The 23,931-nt window shown below is 33.0% G+C and carries 23 protein-coding genes and 1 tRNA gene; 3 read left to right on the plus strand and 21 right to left on the minus strand.

Annotated features, from left to right (window positions below):
- Positions 1 to 12: 12 nt before the first annotated feature.
- The 9 genes from X926_RS09825 to recJ form a co-directional block, all read right to left on the minus strand.
- Positions 13 to 648: a flagellar basal body L-ring protein FlgH gene (locus X926_RS09825; protein WP_103065980.1), complete on the minus strand. Its 636-nt coding sequence runs from the start codon at positions 646 to 648 to the stop codon at positions 13 to 15.
- 2 nt (positions 649 to 650) lie between these two features.
- Positions 651 to 1,583, minus strand: a complete 933-nt coding sequence (gene flgA / locus X926_RS09830; protein WP_158245249.1) for a flagellar basal body P-ring formation chaperone FlgA — start codon at positions 1,581 to 1,583, stop codon at positions 651 to 653.
- Positions 1,584 to 1,643: 60 nt separating this feature from the next.
- A complete protein-coding gene (gene flgG / locus X926_RS09835) occupies positions 1,644 to 2,429 on the minus strand; it encodes a flagellar basal-body rod protein FlgG (RefSeq protein WP_012208182.1) in 786 nt (261 codons plus the stop codon).
- A 44-nt stretch (positions 2,430 to 2,473) separates the two neighbouring features.
- Positions 2,474 to 3,196 carry a flagellar hook-basal body protein gene (locus tag X926_RS09840; RefSeq protein ID WP_103065982.1) on the minus strand — a complete coding sequence of 241 codons (723 nt, stop codon included), beginning with the start codon at positions 3,194 to 3,196 and terminating at the stop codon, positions 2,474 to 2,476.
- 26 nt (positions 3,197 to 3,222) lie between these two features.
- Positions 3,223 to 4,227, minus strand: a complete 1,005-nt coding sequence (locus tag X926_RS09845; RefSeq protein ID WP_103065983.1) for a rod shape-determining protein — start codon at positions 4,225 to 4,227, stop codon at positions 3,223 to 3,225.
- A gap of 138 nt (positions 4,228 to 4,365) precedes the next feature.
- Positions 4,366 to 4,437, minus strand: a tRNA-Arg gene (locus X926_RS09850).
- Positions 4,428 to 5,120: a RuvX/YqgF family protein gene (locus X926_RS09855; RefSeq protein WP_103065984.1), complete on the minus strand. Its 693-nt coding sequence runs from the start codon at positions 5,118 to 5,120 to the stop codon at positions 4,428 to 4,430. The genes X926_RS09850 and X926_RS09855 overlap by 10 nt, the downstream gene beginning before the upstream one ends.
- Positions 5,099 to 5,371 (minus strand): putative Se/S carrier-like protein, encoded by a 273-nt coding sequence (locus tag X926_RS09860; protein WP_103065985.1) that lies wholly within the window; start codon positions 5,369 to 5,371, stop codon positions 5,099 to 5,101. Before X926_RS09860 ends, X926_RS09855 begins: the two co-directional genes overlap by 22 nt.
- A 1-nt stretch (position 5,372) precedes the next feature.
- Positions 5,373 to 8,480, minus strand: coding sequence for a single-stranded-DNA-specific exonuclease RecJ (gene recJ, locus X926_RS09865; protein WP_103065986.1), 3,108 nt, complete (start codon positions 8,478 to 8,480; stop codon positions 5,373 to 5,375).
- Positions 8,481 to 8,635: 155 nt separating this feature from the next.
- Between recJ and X926_RS09870 the strand changes: the two genes are divergently transcribed.
- Together X926_RS09870 and tsaB are read left to right on the plus strand one after the other, a co-directional pair.
- Positions 8,636 to 10,009 (plus strand): hypothetical protein, encoded by a 1,374-nt coding sequence (locus tag X926_RS09870; protein WP_103065987.1) that lies wholly within the window; start codon positions 8,636 to 8,638, stop codon positions 10,007 to 10,009.
- A 1-nt stretch (position 10,010) separates the two neighbouring features.
- The gene (gene tsaB, locus X926_RS09875; RefSeq protein WP_158245250.1) at positions 10,011 to 10,682 is read left to right on the plus strand and encodes a tRNA (adenosine(37)-N6)-threonylcarbamoyltransferase complex dimerization subunit type 1 TsaB; all 672 of its coding nucleotides are present in this window, start codon (positions 10,011 to 10,013) and stop codon (positions 10,680 to 10,682) included.
- Between the two features lie 15 nt (positions 10,683 to 10,697).
- On the opposite strand, the gene X926_RS09880 is transcribed toward tsaB, so the two are convergent.
- The 12 genes from X926_RS09880 to trpS all read right to left on the minus strand — a co-directional run bounded on the left by X926_RS09880 (position 10,698) and on the right by trpS (position 22,142).
- Positions 10,698 to 11,225 carry a metal-dependent hydrolase gene (locus tag X926_RS09880; RefSeq protein WP_103065989.1) on the minus strand — a complete coding sequence of 176 codons (528 nt, stop codon included), beginning with the start codon at positions 11,223 to 11,225 and terminating at the stop codon, positions 10,698 to 10,700.
- Entirely contained in the window at positions 11,218 to 11,718 is a 501-nt protein-coding gene (locus X926_RS09885; protein ID WP_012208191.1) for a hypothetical protein, read from the minus strand. Before X926_RS09885 ends, X926_RS09880 begins: the two co-directional genes overlap by 8 nt.
- Before the next feature lie 79 nt (positions 11,719 to 11,797).
- Positions 11,798 to 12,433 (minus strand): redox-sensing transcriptional repressor Rex, encoded by a 636-nt coding sequence (locus tag X926_RS09890; RefSeq protein ID WP_012208192.1) that lies wholly within the window; start codon positions 12,431 to 12,433, stop codon positions 11,798 to 11,800.
- 86 nt (positions 12,434 to 12,519) lie between these two features.
- Positions 12,520 to 15,042, minus strand: a complete 2,523-nt coding sequence (gene leuS, locus X926_RS09895) for a leucine--tRNA ligase (protein ID WP_103065990.1) — start codon at positions 15,040 to 15,042, stop codon at positions 12,520 to 12,522.
- Between the two features lie 60 nt (positions 15,043 to 15,102).
- Positions 15,103 to 15,714 carry a hypothetical protein gene (locus X926_RS09900; protein WP_012208194.1) on the minus strand — a complete coding sequence of 204 codons (612 nt, stop codon included), beginning with the start codon at positions 15,712 to 15,714 and terminating at the stop codon, positions 15,103 to 15,105.
- A complete protein-coding gene (locus X926_RS09905; protein WP_233186734.1) occupies positions 15,704 to 16,312 on the minus strand; it encodes a sigma-70 family RNA polymerase sigma factor in 609 nt (202 codons plus the stop codon). The genes X926_RS09900 and X926_RS09905 overlap by 11 nt, the downstream gene beginning before the upstream one ends.
- 220 nt (positions 16,313 to 16,532) lie before the next feature.
- Entirely contained in the window at positions 16,533 to 17,744 is a 1,212-nt protein-coding gene (locus tag X926_RS09910; protein WP_103065992.1) for a hypothetical protein, read from the minus strand.
- 14 nt (positions 17,745 to 17,758) lie between these two features.
- Complete coding sequence (locus X926_RS09915) at positions 17,759 to 18,856, minus strand: hypothetical protein (RefSeq protein WP_103065993.1); 1,098 nt, start codon at positions 18,854 to 18,856, stop codon at positions 17,759 to 17,761.
- Between the two features lie 382 nt (positions 18,857 to 19,238).
- Complete coding sequence (locus X926_RS09920) at positions 19,239 to 19,979, minus strand: pseudouridine synthase (protein ID WP_199171215.1); 741 nt, start codon at positions 19,977 to 19,979, stop codon at positions 19,239 to 19,241.
- A complete protein-coding gene (locus tag X926_RS09925) occupies positions 19,939 to 20,475 on the minus strand; it encodes an SMC-Scp complex subunit ScpB (protein WP_103065994.1) in 537 nt (178 codons plus the stop codon). The genes X926_RS09920 and X926_RS09925 overlap by 41 nt, the downstream gene beginning before the upstream one ends.
- Positions 20,468 to 21,154: a segregation/condensation protein A gene (locus tag X926_RS09930; protein ID WP_123821377.1), complete on the minus strand. Its 687-nt coding sequence runs from the start codon at positions 21,152 to 21,154 to the stop codon at positions 20,468 to 20,470. The genes X926_RS09925 and X926_RS09930 overlap by 8 nt, the downstream gene beginning before the upstream one ends.
- Before the next feature lie 10 nt (positions 21,155 to 21,164).
- Entirely contained in the window at positions 21,165 to 22,142 is a 978-nt protein-coding gene (gene trpS, locus X926_RS09935; protein WP_103065996.1) for a tryptophan--tRNA ligase, read from the minus strand.
- Positions 22,143 to 22,394: 252 nt separating this feature from the next.
- On the opposite strand from trpS, the gene fliD reads away from it, so the two are divergent.
- Positions 22,395 to 23,903 carry a flagellar filament capping protein FliD gene (gene fliD / locus X926_RS09940; RefSeq protein WP_103065997.1) on the plus strand — a complete coding sequence of 503 codons (1,509 nt, stop codon included), beginning with the start codon at positions 22,395 to 22,397 and terminating at the stop codon, positions 23,901 to 23,903.
- Positions 23,904 to 23,931: the final 28 nt, after the last annotated feature.

Genomic DNA, 23,931 nt, shown 5'->3' on the forward strand with positions numbered 1-23,931 from the left:
TTTGACTCCCTTCTAAAAAAATATATTTGCTATTCCTGAAAGTATAGAAGTTAACCATGACGGTTCGTTAGGATCCTGTTGGAAAACTATATCTCCATCGTACCAAATCTTTGCATTAGCTAAACTAGAAGAAAAAATAGTTCCGTCTTTTGCTATGTTTTTGGGAGAAACATAACCTTCAACAATCATAGTATTCCTGTTATTCCCCACCTTAATTTCCTTTTCTCCTCTAATTTTTAAAAGTCCATTTTGGTCTTTTTCTTGAATTATACCAGATACAAATAGTTGGACCTCTGCAGAAGAAGAAGAACTTTTTTGATTGTTTTGTACACTAACCTGCGTTGGATCTCCAGCCCCAATAGGTAAAAAATTAGATAAATCTACCCCTCCCATTTTATTTACTACTGAGTTAACCGTATCAACAGACGCCTTTTTATAATCAGGCATATTTTCCGATAAAGAGAGGGAAGGATTTTCTGAAACAACGATGGTTACAACATCTCCTACTCCAAAATCCTGGTTATAGTTGTAAATAGAATTACCTTCTTCATCATTTTTATTCCACAATGACTCAGAGAAACCAAAACTAGTTAAAAATAAAAAAATCAAGAAAAAAATAAAAACTTTTGAAAACTTTTTATTAGTCATTCTTACAAACCTCCTAAACTAACAAGAAGTATAGGACCTTCCTTTAGTTTACCAGTTATTATGTTTCCGCTTTCAACATTCCTAACGCTCAAAGTATCTCCAAAATTCGCATTTGTCATAGCCCTTGCCAAAGTAGAAACCTTTATGCCCTCAAATTCTACCAAAACCGTTACAATGTCTCCAGCTTTAACATCAGGTATACGCTTCAAATAAGTTGAATCTACTATTTCACCTTTTTTTACATCTTTTGTTAATTCATAACTTCCAGATCTTAACAATTCTACATCTACAGGTTTATTGTTGATGGTTAGAACGTTTTTAGTAGCTGGTTCTGTTAATTCTTCATTCAACATTGTTCCTCTGGTTAAATCTTTGGAATATACAAGCACTTCTTCATATTTTGATACATTGGCAATAACTGTAAGTACCTTTTGATTGTTTTTATCGTCTTTAATGTTCAAGCTTAAATACAACTTATCGTAGCTTTGAAAGATCTTTATCACTTCTGCTGATAAAACCTTTTCAGGAAGAACCTTTAGATCAATACTATTCACAGTCAAAGAATTGTCGTACTCTTTTATCTTTTGCTGTAAAAAACTTTCTAAATCAATGTAATTAACATCTAGGTCTTTTTGATCGTTTTTGTATACAACCGTAACCGTACTTTCTTCAAAAACTAGTTCAAAATCGCTGTAATAACTACTCATTAAACCGTACAAAATTTTTGAAAGCTCTATTTCAGAATAAATTATCTTATCATTAACTATATAAGAGATAGTCCTATCTGACTTCATTTCTGGGAATATATCTTTGAGAGAAAAAATCCAATCTTCACTGAATATAACTGCCGGAATTGTAAAAACTATGCTCGAAAAAACAATTGATGATGCAAACAACATCACAGAAAAAAATATAATTTTGATTAATCGTGTCAAAGTCATCAACTCCCTGTCATTTAACAACTACCATCAAAAATACTCAAGGGAGATTACGGTTTATCTCTTAACATTTGAAACTGTTCTTAACATTTCATCAGCGGTTGTGATAGTTTTAGAATTAATATCGTAAGCTCTTTGTGCAACTATCATATCTACCATTTCTTTAACGACATCGACGTTAGACTTTTCTAAATAACCTTGTTGTAAAGCTCCAAATCCATCCTGCCCAGGTATCCCTTCCGTTGGATTACCGGAAGCAGGCGTTTCAGAATATAAGTTATTACCTATGGGTTTTAACCCTCCAGGGTTTAAAAATCTAACAGTGGTGAGATTCCCTACATTTTGAATCGTTCCATCTCCCAAAGAAACACTCACTATTCCATCCGGAGAAACGTTTATTCCCACAGAATTTTGAGGAATCACTATATTTGGAATAACCATCAATCCATCACTGGTAGTAAGTCTACCGTTGGCATCCAATTTAAAAGAACCATCTCTAGTATAGGCTATACTTCCATCTTGCATCTGAACCTGAAAAAATCCATCTCCCATGATCGCTATATCGGTAGAATTGTCTGTTGGCTCTATGTTTCCTAATGTGAAGATCCGTGTTGTTGCAGCCAAACGTGTGCCGTGACCTACATAAAGACCTGTTGGTAAGGTTGAACCTTGAGCAGTTGGAGTACCTGCTTCTTTTACAGAGGAATATAACAAATCTTGAAATTCAGCTCTTTGTTTTTTATATCCTGTTGTATCCACATTCGCTAAATTGTTTGAAATGATATCTAACTTTCTTTGTTCCGCATTCATACCAGTTGCAGCATTATACAAAGACACTAACATAATTTACCCCTCCATTTAAAAATCTTTATAATTATCTAAATTAGCTAAAAGTTTGAAGTTATTTCAATGAGCTTTGCGTTGAGTGAATCCCCTGTTGATACTGCTTTTTGTAGTATATCAAACTTCCTATTTGCTTCGATCATCTTAATCATCTCATTTAAAGCATCAACGTTTGAACCCTCTAGAAACCCTTGTCTCATATAGAAGTTATCTGCTTGTCCTATCTCTTCTCCTGTGAAATAATTTTCACCATATTTATTCAAATTCTCTACATTTAGGACGTTTAATCTTGTGTTTGTCCCTGATATATTACCCTCTTCATCCACAAAAAAATTATCCGGATTTACAACTATGGGGTTATTTTCTTCATCTAATACGTAATCACCACTTTTTGTGACAAGGTAATTTTCAGGACTTAGAGAAAATTCGCCATTTCGTGTGTAAAAGTAGTTACCGTTTCTCTCTATTTTAAAAAATCCATCGCCTTCTATTGCAAAATCTAACTTTCCGTTTGTTTCAAGTAAAGATCCTTGTTCGAGATTTGGAATTACATCGTCCAAAACAACCGAACTATAAATGTTTCCTATCGGTTCGCCTTTTCCCTGTGCATTTTGATATGATCTAATCTCTTTTTCGTATACACTTTTAAATAGGTTAAAATCCTTTTTGTAACCTACTGTGTTAAGATTAGCCAAATTGTTGGAAATAGAGTTCAATTCAGCAAAAGAGTTGAGCATACCAGCCGTTGCATTGTATATTCCTCTCATTTTATTTCCCCCTGTGGTGGATGTTTCTAATTTACTTGTACTTTGTTTAATAATTCTATGTCTTCTAACAAAATTCCTGTACCTTTTGCACAAACAAGATGAGGATCTTCCGGAATGTACGTTCTTACGCCAGTTTGCTCTGATATTAATTTATCCAATCCTCTTAGTCTTGCTACTCCTCCTACTACTATAAGTCCATTTTGCATTATATCCGCAGCTAATTCTGGAGGAGTTTTTTCTAAAATATTTTTTATTTTATTAATTATTTCATTCAATATTGGTTTGATTGCATAGAAAATATCGTCCGAAGTTAGTTTTAAATTAGAAGGAAGTCCTGTTTTGATATTCTGACCTTTAACTTCCATTTCAAGATTTTCTTCTTGAGAAAAAGCCTTGCCTATGTCGATTTTTAACCTTTCAGCGGTAGTTTCACCGATCAAGAATTTATATCTTCTTTTAGTATATTTAATTATTTCTTGATCCATGGCTTCACCTGCAACTTTTATCGTTTCACTTATGACACAACCTCCTAAACTCAAAATTGCTAAGTCGGTTGTACCCCCTCCTATATCAATGACCATGTGTCCGTTAGGTTCTGTTATATCTATTCCACTGCCTATAGCGGCGGCTAAAGGTTCGCTTATAAGAAATACTTTAGAAGCTCCAATCCTACTCCCCGCCTCTTTAACCGCCCTTCTTTCAACGTCTGTAGTTAAAGCAGGTATCCCTATGATTAATCGTGGTTTGTACATATTAAAGCCTTTAGATTTGGCTTTTTTGACGAAATATCTCAACACTTCCTCTATGATGCTGGGATCCGTAATAACCCCATCTTGTACAGGCCTAATAATTTGTATTTGACTGGGAGTTTTCCCAACCATATCTTTTGCTTCTTTTCCAATTGCTAACAACTTTTTTTTAATTTTATCAACTGCTACCACTGAAGGTTCTTCAAGGATAATCCCTTGACCACGTTGATATACTACAAAGGTTGCGGTTCCTAAATCTATTCCTAAATCAGATTTTGCCATAATTAACCTCCTGTTTTTTCTTTAAAGGGATTTTAGAAACTCTTTCGTCATTTTACATTAAGGGTTTTCGCCCATTAAAAACCCCCTAATTCAAAATCAAAGCTTATTATAAAAACCGTTTTGCATAAATCTGCAAAATGTGCCTGGCGGGAGTCGAACCCGCATCTTTGGATCCGGAGTCCAACGCTTTATCCGTTAGGCTACAGGCACATTAATTCCTTACAATTAATATTCAATTGAATTTTCTCTCTGTTTTCTTTAGATGTTATGATTAAATCATAATAATCTTTTAGGTCTGATATCAAAGTGGTACTTTCGTACCCTTTTTTGTAGTAGTACCAAAATATCCAAGGGTCTTTGGCAAAGATAGAAAAATTTTCCAACTCATTATTAATAGGAACATCCCAGATCAAAATATCTTTGTAACATGAAAAATCTTTTTTTAGATTATAAACTTCTTTTTCTACTAAGGCAATGGCATTTTCAGGGCTCTGAATAAAATTGGATAGAATGAGTACACTACTATTCTGGTCTTTGGTCCTTTTTACTTTTTTATAACTAACTTCTCCTCTAACCTCGCTATACAAAGAGGAAGTGGTCAATCTTTCATCTACAAAGTAAATTTTGCATCCTATTCTTTCTTTTACCCTTATGGCTTCATCTATACTCAAAAAACTCTGTTTTGAATATCTCCCAGACATGGAAATTGGTAATCCAAACACGATTAAATCGTCGTGGCTTAAATCCAATGAAACCAAGAATTCTAAGAGTTTTTCAGACTTTATTGTCTCTTTTGGCAATGGAATATTTACATCTTGTTTTAAAATAGCTATCCCACAATTACTCGTCCCATAATCGATTCCATATATTTTTAAGTTTTTAAAAGTTCCCATACGATATCTTTCTCCAATTTGACTAAATCATATTTAACTCCATTTTTATCTAATATAAAAATGGCTTTTTCTTTATCTTTAGAGGAAAGGCATAAGACTGGCGCACACGCTTGTAACACAGTTTTTGGGGGAGGAAAGATCTTACAAAAAACGCCGTTCTTCGTTAACATCTCTTTTATTTCTATTATTTGATAATTTTCATTTAGCAAAACCAAATCAAGATCTAACGTTGTTCTCAAATTTTTACTCATTTTATAAACTTCTTGCTCCTTCTTTAGGATTACCTTTCAAGAACTCAATTAATTCTCTTGTGTCTAAATTTTCATAGAAATTTATGGAATTTTTCAATATCCAATTATCTAATATATTTTCCTTAAAATTGGAACTTTCACGTAAATCCTTTAGATTAAAATTATTCAATATTTCTACTTCTTCTTCATTCACCTTTATCAACCCTGCATCTTCCATCACGTTTAAAACGGTCTCTGATAACGATTTATCACCCTTCAAAAGAGAATTTTGTATCTCCTCTACTTTGTAATGACCGTCGGCTATAAAATCATAGACTAGTTTTAATACTTTGAAAGATGGATATTTTCTTGAATACTCGTAAAGTAATTTAACTTTGAACCGATTATTGTAAGCCAATATGATAGTTGTTCTTTGAGTTTTTTTCATCCATGTAGAAACCAGGTCTAAAAGCTCTATGTCCGTCTTTGGAACATCCACAATAATCAAAATTGGAGAAAATTGTTTAACCTCAAACGCTATACCGTTGTTAGAAAAAGAAGTTATATAAAAATTAGCTTTTTCATTTTTAAATTTTTCTCTAGAAATAAGTTTTTCCCTAAAACTCATTGAATGGTTGAAAAGCCTTATATCGTTCTCATCAACTTGTAATTTTTCGTCTAACAGTCTCACTAAAGATTTTTGCCTCTCATAATCGTTCAAAACCAATATTTTTCCATTTCTTTCATTTGTGTAATCCTTCAAAAGTCCCAGAATATTGTTTCTTTCTCTAACCACTTCAAAACTATTATTATTCGAGAAAGATATAAGGATTTTAAATCCTGCTCTTTTTAAAAATTCTTTTAGCTCTTCGCTGTAAATAGAACTAAAAATACTAATTTTAGACTTTTGAAGAGCATATTTTCTAAATTGCTGATATTCAGGCACTTTTCTAACTACCGGATGAAATAATGAATAGTATGGTTCGTCAATAATAATTTCAGTTTGCATAGAATCAAGTAATTCACGATTTTTAATAAATTTGGGTACTGTAACGAATATCACACTATAATTAGATATAAGTTCTGGCGTAAGGGTGTATTGATTGTCAAAATATAATAAATTCTCAGGAAAATAAGTGTTTATTATCTTATATATATGTTCCAACAAACTGTTTGTTGCAGAAACAATTATCAGCTTTTGATGTTCTTCTAATGATAACTGAACCTTTTTCAGTAAAGAATCGTTTTTTATCTTACTTGGAAGAAACATCGCTACCTTATTTCTAGTTAAATTATCGTTTAATATTTCTACATTCATGATCTTGTTCAACTCATCATGAAGAATATTAGATGCAAAGTTCCATTTTGCAGTTTCATCTTGTTGTATTTCCTTATTAACCATCAAATCTTGCAAGTAAAATTTAACATAACTATTTTTTAAATTATAAGAGTTCTCTATTCTAAAGGTACCCACAAGATCTGTAAATAGGTCTTTTTTACTATTCTCTGTTAGCTCGCTTAATTTGTAACCCAAATCGTAACCTAAAACATCTATGATTAAGGAATCTTTATTGAGCGTTCCTGAAAAACTTTGAGCACCATTACGAAAGAATCTGATGTTTTCTAATTTAGCGTTTCTTATCAAAAAAACTGGTTCTTGATTCCCATAACCAAAAGGTTCTAACTTGTTTATATCTTCAAACATCGTTTCCCATATTCCTTCTATCTCCATATCCACATCAATTTGAGAAGTTAATTTTTTATCTCCATATAACTCTTTGTAAACCTCGTTAATCTCCTTTCTCAAAGCTTCTATATTTTTAGAAAGAATGGAAAAACCTGCAGCAAACTTATGACCGCCGAACTCTTCAAAAATCCCTCTTTCATTGACTTTGAGGAGGAGCTCCATTAAATCTATGCCCTGCGGACTTCTTCCGGAACCTTTACCCATTTCTTGATTTTTTGATATCATCAAAACGGGTTTATTGAATTGATTTGACAGTTTGGAAGCCACTATCCCAAGAACTCCCATATGCCAGTCTTCTCCACTTAACACCAATACCGGATCCTTTTTGTGCTGAGGGTACAAATCTAACAAGCTTAAAGAGTACAGATAGATTTCCTTTTCAGTGCTTTGTCTTTTTGAATTTAGCCGGAGTAATTCTGAAACCGCCTTTTTTAATTTTTCTTCATCTTTCTCGATCAACAGACTAAACGCAGACCGTGCGTCTGACATTCTTCCAGCAGCGTTTATCTTAGGAGCAACTTTAAAAGTGATGGTGCGCGAATTTATCTCAGAATCGACTATCTTCAATTCATCGAGCAAATATTTCAAGCCTTTCGTTGGATTGGATTTTAATTTATTTAATCCCATCTTAACCAAGTATCGATTTTCCGAAGTTATTGATACTATGTCAGCAATAGTACCTACTGCCACAAGATCTATATATTCAAAGGGGTCTAAAGAATTATCGTAACTTTTGTATAAGGCTTGTAACAATTTAAAAGTTACGCCTACTCCTGCCAGATCTTTGAAAGGATATTTATCGTCTTCCCTTTTTGGATTCAATATTGCATCAGCTTTTGGGAGATTTTCTTGTGGTAAATGATGATCGGTAACTATAACTTTCATTCCAAGAGTTTTTGCATACTCAATTTCTTGTATTGAGGTTGTACCACAATCAACAGTAATAATATTATTATAATTTTTGCCTTTTAACTCTGAGATAGCCTTAACGTTTAGACTGTAACCTTCTTCTATTCTAGATGGAATGTAAGAAGTTACATCGTAACCTAATTTTTTTAAGCCAAGATACAAAACAGAAGTTGCAGTTACCCCATCAACATCGTAATCACCGAAGATCGCCACTTTTTCTTTTCTTTCTTTGATTTGTTTGAGAATTTCTACGGCCTTTGACATATCCTTCATCAAATAAGGGTCATAACTTTCCAATTCCAAATGGTTTAAAAATTTATCTCCTTCTTCTGGTGTTTCGATATTTCTAGATACTAATAACTTTGCCAAAAAGTCGGAAATCCCCAAAGCACTAGACAAGGTTTTTGCAACTTTATCTTTTTGTTGATAATAAGAAGCTTTTGGGTCCCAAAAAACCTTCCATTTACTCTCCATATTAAATTTCTCCCTTCTCTTATTTTTTTTCTTTATAAATATTATACATTATTAGTACTAAAATATTAAAGAAAGATTTGTAAAGATTCAAAAAAGCTAAATTGTTGTATAATATTGAAGACTGGATGAGTCTAATTAGAAGGGGTGTAATTTTGATGAAAAATATATTATTGATAATCTTTCTTCTTACTCTATCTATTTTTTCATGGGCTTTAACCCTTGAAGAAATAGAAAATCTTTCAAAAAACCCCGCAACTCTGGAATTGTCATGGGAATATTTTTTAGAGTATATTATAGAAAATCCCAGTGATGCTAAAATTACTGAAACAGGTTCATTAATATCAGCTAAAATCTCTTTGTTTAATAAATATAGAAATTATAACTTTGCCAACTTTATTATTTCTGAAGATCTAAAAAATTTTTGTATTAACTTGGGAGTATTAGGCACCAATTTTTCCATTCCAGAGGATGATACCAATAAAATTTTATTCATCTTTCCTGAAATTGTCCCCCTTTTGAATGAAATATTTAATACCGGCAATTTTGAGGAATCTTATTATAAATATTTGTATAAATTAGAAGGATTGAAAGAACATTTGCAGGTAAATTCTTACGAAACCTTTATCAACACAACTATAAGTAATTCTCTTTCTTCGCCAATTTATTTCGATGAAGATGTTGAAAAGTTTATTGAAGTTTTTGTACCAGCTAATAATTATATCTTGTTTGAAAAGTTTATTTCTGAATCTAAATATCTAGTCGATGAAGATAAGTACCTAGGAGCATATAAATTACTGACATTTTTAAACAAACACAACTCCATAAATGAATCTATAGTAACATATTCTCAACTTAAAAATTATTTTGATCTAAAACAGAGGTTAACTTCATTAAACGACCAGGTTTTCTTTGTCGAAAAACAAGAACTTTCATTTTTTATATCTGAAGTGTACAAAGTTGGAGAGGATTTAAAAAATCTCACTATTGAAAAAAATTTACTTTACAACATATTTTTGCCGTTATTAAAAGCTTTGAATTCTAAATTAGAAAATATACAAGAAAAAGTACCTGTCGTTGATGAAAACTTTGAAAACTTGGCATTCTCTTTCAGCGAACAAATAAATGCCGAGATTTTGAAACTGCAAATGCATATTACGAGAATAGAAAACCTACCTACTGTGTCAGAAAGTGTTACATCAACTTTGGTAGAACAACCAACAGACTCACAAGAAGCATCAAGAAGGACACTCTTCGTTTATTTTTTGCTTTCTATTTTAGGAGCCTTTATTATAATTTTCTTGTATTTTGAATTGTACCCCTCGTATTCAAAAATCAACTTTTTATGTACATTGAAATTAGGTAAGTTTGCCACGCACTTGGCGGAAAAACTCATTTTAAAAAATCCAGAAGATTATAAGGCATTTCTAATTTTGGCAAAATCATATGAAGTTGCAGGGAAGTATAACGCTTCAATCAATGCTTATAAGACCGCCTTAAAATTAAAAGACAAAGCAAAGGATGGTGAATAAGTTGAATTTTTTAATAATTTCAACTACTCTAAAAAATATACTCGTTGCATTAAAAGATGAGAAGAATAATATTTATACAAAGACTTTGACTGAGAATAAATCCGGGAATTACCTTGCTAACGCTATCAAAGAAGTGGCAGAAGAATCAAAAACAAATTTAAAAAATATAGACGAATTTGGTATAGATATAGGTCCCGGATCGTTCACTGGGATCAGGGTAGCTATTTCTACTTTACAAGGTCTTTTAATAGATAACCCGGAAAAAGAAGTTTATACCTTTTTCTCTTCTGATGTTTTGTACCGTTCCGCCGTGAATAACAATCCCGACCTTAAGAAAAAGAAGTTGGCTGTCCTGAAAAGAGCCAGAGAAAATGCTGCGTATGCATCTATATACGAAAATGGGGAAAGAATCTTTGGTCCTCAAATGGTCTTTGAAGAGTTTTTTAAAGATTCTATGAACAATTGTATTTTAATAAATGAAGAAGCAGAATATTTTAAAAACAAATACAAACTGGAAAATGAAGTACTTTATTCAAACATTGATGAAAAGTCTCTAATTGAAGAAGTTATCAAAGGAAAGAGAGTAAAAATAAAAAACTTGGAACCTCTTTATCTTCAAAAACCTTTAGCGGTTGAAAATTTAGAAAAGCAAAAAAACAAAATAGGTCAATGATGAATATCTGTTTGCCTATTTTGTTTTAAAATCCTTATCTAAAATAATATGCAATGAGAAACCTACAAAATAACTCAAACTGTAAAGTATGTTTATAGGGGTTCTATATTTTAAATTAAGTAAGTAAATAAGGAAAGAGAGTATACCACCCGTTAAAAATGAATGCCACAATCCTCTATGTTTGGATAGTTTGTTAAAAATTATTCCTAAAAGTAATCCAACTAAAGTCCCTATAACTATCAAAATAAAATTCGAAAGGTTATAAGGAAAAGGTAGATACTCTTTATATAAGAAATCGTATTCAAAGAGATAGTACACACTTCCAAAAATTAAAAACAACCTCAATAATCTGTTTATAAAAGAGTTTTGGTGGTCAATATCTGGGAAATCACTCCCAACAACAAAGAGAAAATAGGAAATCACGATTTCACTGGAAACATAATAAACCTCGTAAAACAAATGACTATAAACAAAATTGAACACTAAAAAAAATACAGGAAATCCAAAAATACCGCTTAATATGTGAGTTTTAAAATTAGGCATTGTTTATATCTCTTATCTGCTCCTTTTCATCAAAAGCTAACACTTCTATAGGGAGTCTTTTAGTCCAAACTTCTATAATCCCGCCATTTTTAATATCTTTATAAAAAAGGAGTTTTGGATCAAAAAAACTAATCGTTTTAGAAAGTGTTTTAAAAATCGGCCTATTGTATTTTTTTAGTTGATTTAATGTTTTGGTAGTCAACTTATCTACTATTAAAGAATTGGCTCCTCCTTCAAACAGAAAATCAAAATAATCAGATATTTCTGTGATATTGATACTTTTTATCTCACCGTGGGCTAAATTAAAAGTTCCACAAGTGACAAATTCCCCGACAAATTTGTATAAAGGAACCCCTTCCAATTGATAATACTTTTCAAACCTTTTTAGAGCCTCAGGGGTAACAAATATAATTTTTCCCGTATACAAAACATTGTCTCCATTTTTTAACTTTTTCAACGCATCTAAAGAAACGGGATAATTTATGTTAAGCAAAACAAATTAGCCTCCTTATTGTTTTCCTACCACTTAATTGTACTCAGTTAAGAACACGTTGGCTTCCAAATATCAGATTTTAGTCGTATTTACTGACTATTTCGTACGTTAACGTTTTAAGAGAAATAACAAAATCTACATTCTCAATAACCACACGATCATCAGAGTTCAAAGTTACTGGGGCAAAATTCAATATACCTTTTACACCGGCTTCTATTAATATATTTGCAACCTCTTGAGCCACATTTGACGGAACAGTTAATATTGCAATTTCAAAATCAAGCTCATCGTTTTTATTTTTTAGTTCTTTGATATGTTTTATTGGAATACCAGGTAACAAAATAGAATTGATTTTCCTTTTGTCAACATCGTACGCCGCAACTATTTTAAACTTGTATTTTTCTAATTCTGGATAATGAGAAATAGCTCTGCCCAGGTTTCCTACTCCGATAATTGCAACATTCCAAACTCTTTCTGTTCCTAAAATCTTATGAATCTTTAAACACAGATTTTCTACATCGTAGCCTACGCCCCTCTTTCCAAACTCACCGAAATAAGACAGATCTTTTCTAACTTGAGAAGCCTTTATGTTGAGAGCCTCTGCAATCTCATGAGAAGAGGTCTTCGGTATCCCTTCCTCGCGTAACTCCCTTAAAAATCTGTTGTACATGGCTAATCTTTTTATTGTAGGTTTAGGCACTTTTGGTGATTTCATATTTACGAAAAAGTTCTCACCAACGTATTAATAACTCGCTCATATAATGTGGTGAAAAACTTTTTTCACCTCCTATTTGATATTTCTTATTTGACAACTATGTTTATAATCTTTTTTGGAACATAAATGATCTTTTGTATCTTTTTACCAGAGATATATTTTTGAACTTTGTCATCTTCTAAGGCATAACTTTTTACTTCATCTTCGTTTAAACTAACATCAACCGTTATCTGAGCTCTCAATTTCCCATTTATTTGTACGGCTAGCGTAATTTCTTCGGCCTTTAACGCATTTTTATCGATCTCAGGCCAACTTGCTTTAAATATGAACTCATCTTTTCCAAAATTCTTCCATAATTCTTCGCTTATATGAGGGGCAATAGGAGATAACATCAATACAAAATCTTCAGAAAATTCTTTTAGTAAGTTGAGGTTCCAATCTTTATCGTCCGTGTTATTTAGATATGAGTTTAATTCATTCAAAAGTTCCATAAGGGAACTTACAGCAGTGTTAAATTGAAAATTGCCTTCTATATCGCTCGTGATTTTCTCAATAGTTTGATGCAACTTTCTTCTTAAATCCTTTTCAGATTTATTTTTCAAAGGATAATTTGGCTTATTTTCAAGATGAATTATCTTGTCCTGTATTTTCATGTACGTATTCCAAACCTTATTCAAGAATCTATATGTCCCTTCTATGCCTGAATCATTCCATTCTGCATCCCTTTCGGGAGGAGCCATAAAAAGAATGTAAGTTCTCAAGGCATCAGTGCCATATTTTTCTATCATTTCTTCAGGAGACACAACGTTACCTTTTGATTTAGACATCTTAGCCCCGTTCCTGTATATCATACCCTGAGTAAAAAGATTTTTGAATGGTTCATCAAAACTAACATAGCCAAGATCTTTCAGAACTTTGGTAATGAACCTTGAATAAAGTAAGTGTAATATTGCATGTTCCACTCCACCTATATACTGATCTACAGGTAACCAATTATCTACATCTTCTTTATTGAAAGGTTTGTCTTCTAGCTTTGGATTCACATATCTCAAATAATACCAGGAGCTATCCACAAAGGTATCCATTGTATCAACTTCTCTTTTGGCTTTTCCACCACATTTTGGACATGTTGTTTCTTTAAAATCGGGATGATCGATCAAAGGACTTTTGCCGGTTGGCTCAAACGCGACATCTCTAGGAAGTTTTACGGGCAAATCCTTTTCAGGCACAGGAACTACCCCACATTTTTCACAATATACAACGGGAATAGGAGCTCCCCAGTACCTTTGCCTTGATATAAGCCAATCTCTCAATTTGTACTGAGTGACAACTTTTCCGATCTTTTTGTCTTCTAACCATTGAGAGACTTCCCTAATTGCTGTTTGATTATCTAACCCTGTAAATTCTCCAGAATTTACCAAAACCCCTTCACCAATGTAGGCTTTTTCTAGATTTTCTTCAGTCAACTCGTCACCTTCCGGCATAATAACAATTCTTATTGGAAGATCGTATTTTTTCGCGAATTCAAAGTCTCTTTGATCATGTGCGGGAACAGCCATAATCGCTCCGGTACCATATTCATACAAAATATAATTCGCTACGTAAATAGGAATCTTTTCTCCATTCACAGGATTTATTGCGTAACTTCCGGTGAAAACACCTTCCTTTTCAGCTCCCTCAGCGGTTCTTTTAAACCTATCTTGCAAACTTACTCTTTGCAAAAATTGATTTACTTTCTCACTATTTTCTGGAGTTGTTAACTCCTCTACAAGAGGTGATTCAGGAGCTAACGCCATAAAAGTAACTCCCCACAAGGTATCAGGCCTGGTTGTAAAAACTCTCAAGCTTTCTTTCCTTGAACCCCCTTCGGGGCGCTTGAGGGTGTCTTCACCGTTATCAAGCATAAATTCTACTTCGGCTCCCATACTTTTACCTATCCAATTTTTCTGCATTATTTTGACATTCTCAGGCCATCCACTCAATTTTTCCAAATCATTTAGCAGCTTCTCAGCGTAGTCAGTTATTTTGAAATACCATTGTTCTAACTGTTTAATTTCCACAACCGTTCCGCATCTTTCACATCTTCCGTTCACAACTTGTTCATTAGCGAGAACCGTTTTACAGTTTGGACACCAATTAACAGGTGCTTTTTTCTTGTAAGCCAATCCATTTTTATACAATTGTAAAAAAATCCATTGTGTCCATTTGTAATAATCTTCCTTACACGTTATAACTTCTCTTTCCCAATTATAGCTAATACCTAACTTTTTAATTTGATTTCTGATGATATTGATGTTTTGCATAGTCCAATCTTCAGGATGAATGTTCCCCTTTTCTATCGCAGCATTTTCTGCAGGCAACCCAAACGCATCAAAACCAAATGGATGCATGACACTGTACCCTCTCATCCTTTTGTACCTAGCTATAACGTCGCCAATAACATAGTTTTTTACATGACCAACATGGAGGGTTCCGGAAGGGTAAGGAAACATTACCAAATCATAATATTTTTTTTGGTACTCTTCATTCGACACTTTAAAAGCATCTTTTTCTTGCCAGTTTCTTTGCCATTTTCTCTCTATCTCTTGTGGGTTGTAAGTTTTTTCCATCTATAGTCATTCCTCCAATGCTATCTATGATTTCTCTTTTGTTAATTATACCACAATTGACTATTTTCCTGTAACCGTTGGAATATAGAGGTTTAAATCTTCCATTATGTTTGAAATTTCTTTATCGGGATGTTTGATAAGTCTGTATTGACCAGGTTCTTTTATTAGAAAAAAGGTATTTTCAGGTACTCCACTCCTAAACGAAGCGTTAAAAGGAAGTGTATAGGTATATTGAGTTTCGATGGAAGGCTCTTTAAAAAAGTAAAATTTGTAGGGATTCAATCCTGGCTTTAAATTTCCTTGAAAGATGTATCTACCTTCTGGGTTTCTAAACGCCACCCACACATCGGAAGAACCTATAATATATATCTGAATGTAACCGGCATCTGATGGTTCATCTAAATTAGTGATAATTTTGTCCAGATCGTTTAGATTTTTTTCTAAAAAGTTGTTTGAAACTATGAATTTTTCAACCACACCATCTGGTTCAAAATATCTATTGAGATTAGTGATCTCTTTTTCTTGAGTCTCCAATTTTTCATTGACTGTTGAATTTAATCGATTGAATTGACTTTGCAGATCCCTCCTAAGTTCTATCACTCTAATCTCTGTGACAATGGATAAAACTATTGCTACTAAACTTACCACAAAGATAGTTATCTTAAATTTCATATTTACCTCCGAAAATCTCCGCTATATTATTGTATTCTTCTATATTTCTTGCGAAAATTTTTTTTATCTTCTGGATGGTGTTATCGACTTTTTTTGTATTTATTTCCATTTTATCCCCGATTTCTTGATATGAGTATCCATCTATCCATAATTCAACAATTTCCCTTTCGTTGCATTCGAGTTGTTCAAGACTCTTTGATAAAAAATATTCCTTGAGAAAATCCTTCTTTTCAGTATCAACGCTTTCTATATAATAATCGGCGTTTTCTGTAAATTCGTCGTCTGTGTTTTCCATACTTACAGCTTCTGTTAATACTTTATGTTTATTTCTGTTCAAGTAGGTGACAAAAGACTTGATCTCCGAAGAGATATTCATATAGGCAAAGCTTGAAAATTTAGCGTTTGCATCTTTTCTGAAATTATATACCGCTTGAATTAAACCCACCAAACCTATTTGTAAAAAGTCTTCGAATTCCAGCCATGTTCCATAATATTTCCCAACAATCGATTTCACCATAGGTTCAAACTTTTCAAGAATTATGCCTAGGGCTTGGTTGTCTCCTATTTGTGCAAGTTCTATAAGTTTATCCAAATTCATTCCCCTTAGCCTATAGATATGCCTACTCATATTGCTCCTCACAGCTACTAGATATTTAATACCTTTAACAACCTGAAAGATTTATATTTATAGTCCTTTTGCTTAATTCATTACAAAATTCAACTTTATTGATTCTTTTCTATTATACTACATTCAGCAAAATACTTTCAAAAAAAAGGGCGCCAAGCGCCCTTTTTTATGATTGTCTAAACCTTTGTTTTTAAAACCCTATGGCAAAACTTGATTTGAATGTGAAGCCGTTCAAATCAAAAATTTTTTCAAGATCCTTTGCAGTAAGGGATAACTCCGTTCTACTTTCAATAATTCTGCTATCTATTCCAAAACCTAAGAATGTACTCCAATAATCATGATAATTTTCAATACCAACTGTCAACGGGATAAAATTGAAAAGAGAAGTTTTAGCTTGTACACCCCAGTCGATCTCTTGAGTATCCACATAGAACTCACCATATGGAATGACATCAAGTAAAACTACCGGTATCCTAAAAAATCCAGTAACACTCATTGGATAAGCATATGTTTCATTTACAGATTCAACCTCAATAGGTGATGAACTACTGGAATCTTCACCAAAAAGACTAATCGTTTCTTGATAAGAGATCTTGTAAGAAACCTTTGCCGGTATAACCGTTATGTTCTTTACAGCGATCCCCACAACAGGATTTTTAATCTCTCCAAAGGTTACACCTGCATCTATGGAATGTCCTGCATCGGTTAAAAATTTATCTGTTATGGTGTTAAACGTTATACTGTCAAGCTCATCACTGTCAAAAGGAGAGTACAAATCAACGTTCATGTTCAACTGGGCCGTTATTGTTCCTTCCTCTGTATCTGTAGAAAGCTCGTATCCAATATCTGATTCCTCGGTATAGACTATGGGCAAAAATAAGTTGTAAACCAACCCAACAGACATACCATCGAAATTATAAGACGCGTACGCCCCTGCTTTAAAAGATGTATCCAAATTTAACAACATCGTACCTTCGTTGGTTGTATCTATTTCATTACCATTGGCGATAAGATCTATCAAATCGTTTGGTACCGTTAAATCGCTTTTTAAATCACCATTGAGTACAACCCCAACACCCAAATCAAAGATATTTACTACTAAGTGACCTTCAACATTATCATTGGTTATAAAGAATAAATCATCCGCTCCTAAGGAGGCATATATATCGTCGAAATCAACGGTAAACTTTGTAGCGGTCAATATGGGTAAAAGGTCTGCTACTTTGTAAGCGTTTTGATAGACCATTATATCTGGAGAGAGCTCAATTTCAAAATAATTTCTTTTACCTATTGATTCTAACAAAAGCGGATTCAAACTACTATCAAAAGATCTCAATCCTTCTGAAAAAATGATCAAAGAAATCGAAGAAACTATTAGCAATATTATAAACAATTTTTTCATAGTCATCCCCTCCTTTATTGTGCCCTTATAGGAATCGGTATTGTTATGTCTGTACCAAGATCCAACCAGAGGCTAAGATCTAACCTACCATCCATATTCAAAGTTCCTGTCTCTGATTGTGGTAATATTACTGTGAACACCAAATTGAAAGGAACCGTATCTTTCATATCTTCGATAAGGCCTGTCAAATTAAATTCAACAGTTTTATCTTCACCGACAGATATTTCCTCTATTTCTGCTCCTGAGGCAGTAGGTCCATCGTTTTCAACATCCCATCCTTGAACTTCCATCTTTAAGGGCAATCCTGTCGTGTTGTCGTATTCCATGTGAAGTACTAATGATTCCATATCATCGAGTATATCGCTCAAAACATCAGGATCTTCACCAGATCTGCCAAAGATATCCTCTTGGGGTACTTCATCTTTATTGGTATACAACTCTACGTCTTCAGTTATTGTGAATTCAAAAGGAATATCTACTAACAATTTTATAGTTGGAGAAGCATCAGAAGAAAGTGCTTTAGCGAATGTGATGGTCATCTCTTCTAAATATATCTTAGAATATTCATTAAACAAAGGTCCCAAGTCAAATCCTTCTCCAGAAGAAATAGAAGTTGAATCACTAGTTGTAGTCAAAATTGCTTCTATTGTTACATCGGATGGATCGCTAATTCCTGTTACTACAAGAGTTGCCGGAAGACTTGTAAGACTAATTTCTCCCAAAGATCCAAAAGTTGTGCCGTCAAGAGATACTAACATTAAAGAAGCATCTGATGTAACTAAATCGTAGGGCCCCCCTGAAACCCCACCAAAATTAATCGGGCTACCGGGGATCTCATCCAAAATATCTTGACTGTCGAATATTTTCAAATCTACCCCATAAGTCAAGGGATTATCAGACTTTTGTGTGACGGTGGCATCGGAACCAAAACTTTCACTTAAACTACTTACAATATCTTCAGTATCCACTAAATCGGACATTGTAATACTTTCTGTTGCAATAGGTGCTTGAATAGTTGGATCCATTTTTAACTCAATCTCTTCAAGTGCACAGGACGTAAACAGAAATATACTTACAACTAACAACAAAAATACATAATAAAACCTTTTCATTTTTCTCACCCCCAAATTTATTTTTTTTACTACCTTTAGAAACTTTGAAACTTGTTTTAGCAGTCTTTCGTCTTACAACTAACCAGAAAGTACCCGTGTTTTTTTGAAAACCTAAAAATCTCTAATTTATTTAAAACATCAGATTATACCATATTTATCTAAAATTAGATTATTTTTTTTAACTTCCTAAATTAATTTGATAATACTTTCTTTCCAAATAAAAAGAAAATGCAAAATAATTTAATTTTTTCGAATACGAGCCTTAATAATAATTAGCTATAATAAAAATACCCATCCCCCCGAAACATCATGATTGATATTTCGGCCCATCCAATGAGGACGCGTTTGCGTCCTCATTGTTTTATTCCCCCCACTTATTTGCCTATGAAAAGTTCGATAAAAGTCTATTTCTTACCTCTTCCACATCTCCTAAGGATTTTATATCTCCAGGCTTAGGGACTTCTTCTATACTCCATGGTCCAAATTTGATTCTTTTCAATTCTATAACTTTATAACCTAAAGCCTTTATCATGAGTTTTATCTGCCTTTTTTTACCTTCGTTTAAACTGATTTGTAAAAGGGATAGATCTTTTTCTTTTTTCAAAATTTTCACCTTGGATTTCAACGTTTTATATCCGGTTTCAAGTGTGATACCTTCTTCTAAAGTCTGCAATTCCTTTTTTGAAGGCGTACCTTTTACTAATACTTCATAAACTTTTGTGACTTTATTTTCAGGTCTTAACAAATAATTGGCTAACTCACCATCGTTTGTCAGAAGCAAAATGCCGCTTGAATCGTAGTCAAGCCTACCAACGTAAAAAACTCTTTCTTCAATCTTTCCTTTCAGCAAATCATTTATTGTCTTTCTGCCGTATTGGTCTTTGAAAGTACACAAGACTCCTTTGGGTTTGTTCAAAAGGTAATAAACTTTGCTTTCAGCTTTCTTTTGTAAATCGGAAAGATAATATTTTTTATTGTCAAATTCTATTAAATCATTTTCTTGTAATTCATACCAGGGTTCTTTAACCAATTTACCGTTGACTTTCACGCCTTTAGTTAATATGTACTCTGAGGAATGTCTTCTACTCAGAGATATTATTTGAAGAGCCTTTTGTAGCTTCATTCTTTTTCATTTCCTCCAACTTTTTCAACGTTTTATCTGGTAAGAATTCGTAAAATTTTTCGGTAAGATGGTAGTATGTATGGTTTTTCTTTTTACTTTTTTTAACTAGATCGTATTCCATTAATTTCTTTAGTTGATAGTAACTATTTTTACCTCTAATTTTTTCCATTTCAACAACCCTGCTATCTCCATTCATAAATAGTATCGCTAATACTTCGAATTGAGTTTGTGTTAACTCAAATTTTCGAGGATTTGGAAAGATCATAGATTTTATTTCTGGCTTTATTTCAAATCGGTATTTGTTGCCATTTCTTATCAATTCGACACCATGTTGGTCACCAATATAATGCAGTTCTATTTCTTCTAAGTAATGCTTCAATTCTTCTTCTTTTATCTTTAAACGTTTGGAGATCTCTTTGAAAGATATACCGCTGGGCTTTGAGAATATTAATGCTTCTATCATTCGAATTTCTACATCTATTTTCTCTTTAGCCATTCAAATCACTTCCGAGATTTTGCGAGCTAAGTTTAATGAAGAGACCTTTTTCATATTTGAAAAAACCACGATTTACCAAAATTAGGGAAGCTAAAAACATTACCAAAAAATTCATCTTTTTATGTTGGGCATATTCGAAAAGATCTAGAATATTAAACTCGTCTTTTTTTTCGAGCATTCCTATTGCATCTTCTATACGATAACTTTCCCTGATAATCTCGAGCTTTTTTTGCTTTGTGATGTAATCATCGAAGAACTTTACCAGCTGATTTTCAACGATCTCTTTTTCTATTGATACCTTATTCTTAACTCCAACAGGTTTTTTCTTATCTTCACCAAAATCTTTTTTAATAACCTCTTGAGCTTTTTTGATAACATCGTAATTTTCAATGGTTTCGTATATGACCTCTCTATGTTTTCTAAATTCTTTGTCGTTATTAGAATTGGGAAGTAATTCTTTGGACTTCAAAAATGTCAAATAAGACGCTAATTCTAAAAATTCTCCTATGGAGTTTAAATCATTGAAGTTATCGTTGACGTAATCAACGAATATATCTGAGATGTAACTCACAGAGATTTTCCTAACAGGAATCTTTTTTTCTTTTATTAATTCAACGAGTTTAAAAAAAGGTCCAGAAAATATGTCTAATTTTATATCAACATAGTTAAAGTTAATTATGAGTTCCTCCTTACCACCTTAAATGTAAAGCCTCTCTAACCTCTTGCATAGTTTGTTTGGCAACCTTTCTTGCCTTTTCGTTCCCATCTTGGGCTATTTCTATTGCATCTTCTTCAGAAGTAGAAGATAATTTGTCCCAAACTGGTTCAAGTCTTTCTTTCATGTTTTTGATCAACAACTTTTTACAGTCAACACACCCGATCCCGGCTGTGGTGCAACCATTCCATACCCAATCTTTTTCTTCTTGGGATTTGGTGAATGCCTTATGGTAATCCCATACTGGGCATTTTTCAGGATTTCCAGGATCTGTTCTTCTTATCCTAGCCGGATCGGTCATCATGGGTAGAATTTTCTCTTTCAACTCTTTCTCATTAGTTTCTATGTTTATAACGTTACCATAGCTTTTAGACATTTTTCTTCCATCTGTGCCTGGTAGTTTTGGCACTTTGGAAATGATCGGTTGTGGTTCAGGAAATATTTCTTTGTACTTCATATTAAACTTTCTTGCGATTTCTCGAGTGAATTCCAAATGGTATATTTGATCTTCCCCAACCGGCACACTATCTCCTTTATATATTAAAATATCTGCAGCTTGTAAAACAGGGTATCCCAAAAAACCTAAGTTAGTTAAATCTCTAGTTGATATGTTGCTTATTTGTTCTTTATAGGTTGGTATTCTTTCTAATCGTGAAACAGATGCTATCATACTAAAAATTAAATAAAGTTCCGCGTGTTCTTTTATGGCGGATTGAACAAATAAAACACTTTTTTTAGGATCCAAACCTACCGCCACATAATGCCTTATTATGTCAAAAGTAGAAGGCTGTATTATCTCGGGTGTATCATAATGAGAGGTCAAGGCATGCCAATCAGCGACGAAGAAAAAATTTTTGTCTGATTTATTTTGAATCTCTACCCAATTTTCTAAGGTAACAAAGTTTCCTATGTGTAATTTACCAGTAGCTCTCATTCCACTTAGAACGGTCATCTTTTACCTCCGTTTATTATATGTTTTTTTCTGTTCTTAATTATTATAGCATAGATTTGCTGTTAAGGGGCTTTAAAATTATATAAAGAAGTTATTCTTTTCATAATTTTTATGGTATTTCCTTTAGGATACACAAACTTCCATAAAGAATTAATAAAATGAATCAATAGTATGACCAAATTATTCGTTAAAGTTTTCTTAAGATAAGTCGATAATGAATAGGTGAGAAATAATACAAAGGAAGTGAAGGCGATGGATAGTAACCCTTATGTTGGTACTTTTCAATTAACTGGCGCCGTTTCAGGAATGGATACACAAGCAATGGTCCAAAAATTAATGGAAGTAGAACAACAACCTTTAAATAGAGCTCAAGAAAAATTTAATACTCTTACCTACAAACAAAATCTGTGGATGCAAGTTGACAACAAGTTGGAGGATTTTTATGATTATCTGATCACTTTCAAATTGAAAAGTACTTTGATCCCAAAAAGTGCCATATCTTCTGACGAAAGTGTATTAACCGCTACTGCTCCTGCAGATGCTGATAACTCAACTTTTTACCTGAAAGTTAATTCTTTGGCTTCACCTACCGTTCTTTTAGGGGAGAACATAGACTCAACGATTAAAAAAAGTTCTACGATAGGAACAGTTATAGGTACAACAGGGGATTCAACTTTTACCATAACAAAAGGAAGTGATTCTGATACTATAACCGTTTCAGACAGTGAAACAATTCAAAACCTCATAGACAAAATAAACAATTCAACCTTGGGAGTAGAAGCAAAATTTGATGATGCAAACGGTAAATTTTTTATTCTCAACAAAGAAAATGGAAATGTTGATATTAACTTATCTGCCACTTCGGGCTCTAACGGTGAAACCTTAATTACAAAACTTAATTTAAATGGAACACCTGCAGCAGACAGCGATAATACTGTTAGGACCTTAGGGAGTTTGGGACAGGTTGAATTGTCTTTTGATGGGAGCATGACTATCACCACTTATGACGGCCTAACAGAAAACACTTTGAACGTTTTCGGTACAACGATCGATTTAAAATCAACCTCTAGTAGTTATGTGAAAATTTCTATTGAACAAGATATAGACAAGAGTGTTGAAAAGATAAAGGAATTTGTCGATAAGTACAACGAAACGATTAATTATGTTTATGATTTATTACATGAAGACCGAGTTACCGATAAGCCTACTGAAGAGATGACAGAAGAAGATTATATGAAAGGGATGCTAAAAGGGGATAATAACTTAGAGAAAATATTTTATAATTTAAGAAATATGGTTTACTCACCTGTAGATATAGAACAGTCTGGTTCTCAATATAATGCGCTTTTTGATATTGGCATAACCTCAGGAGATTTAGGGGCTGGTTATGAGAATACAATGAAAGGACTATTGAGCGTCGATGAAGATAAACTTAGAGAGGCTTTGAATACTAATGCTGAAGATGTTTGGAAGTTGTTTGCAACAAACGATACAACTAATAAAGAATATGGTTACGCTCAATCTGTTCAGAATTATTTGTATGAAGTAACTAAGTTCAATGGCTATATAGATCAAATTGCCGGAACGAACGGCACCATAGGTAACGAGATGAGACGACTAGCAAATGAAATGACCAACCTATTAGACAGGCTTCAAAGAAAAGAAGCACAATATTATGCCCAGTTCTCAGCTATGGAACAAGCCATTCAACAATTGAACGCACAAGGATTGTACATACAAAACGCTTTTTCTAACCAATAGATAAATCAATAACCGGTACTGTTTTAAA

This window comes from Petrotoga sp. HWHPT.55.6.3, from assembly GCF_002895495.1.
Classification (GTDB): Bacteria; Thermotogota; Thermotogae; order Petrotogales; family Petrotogaceae; genus Petrotoga; species Petrotoga mobilis.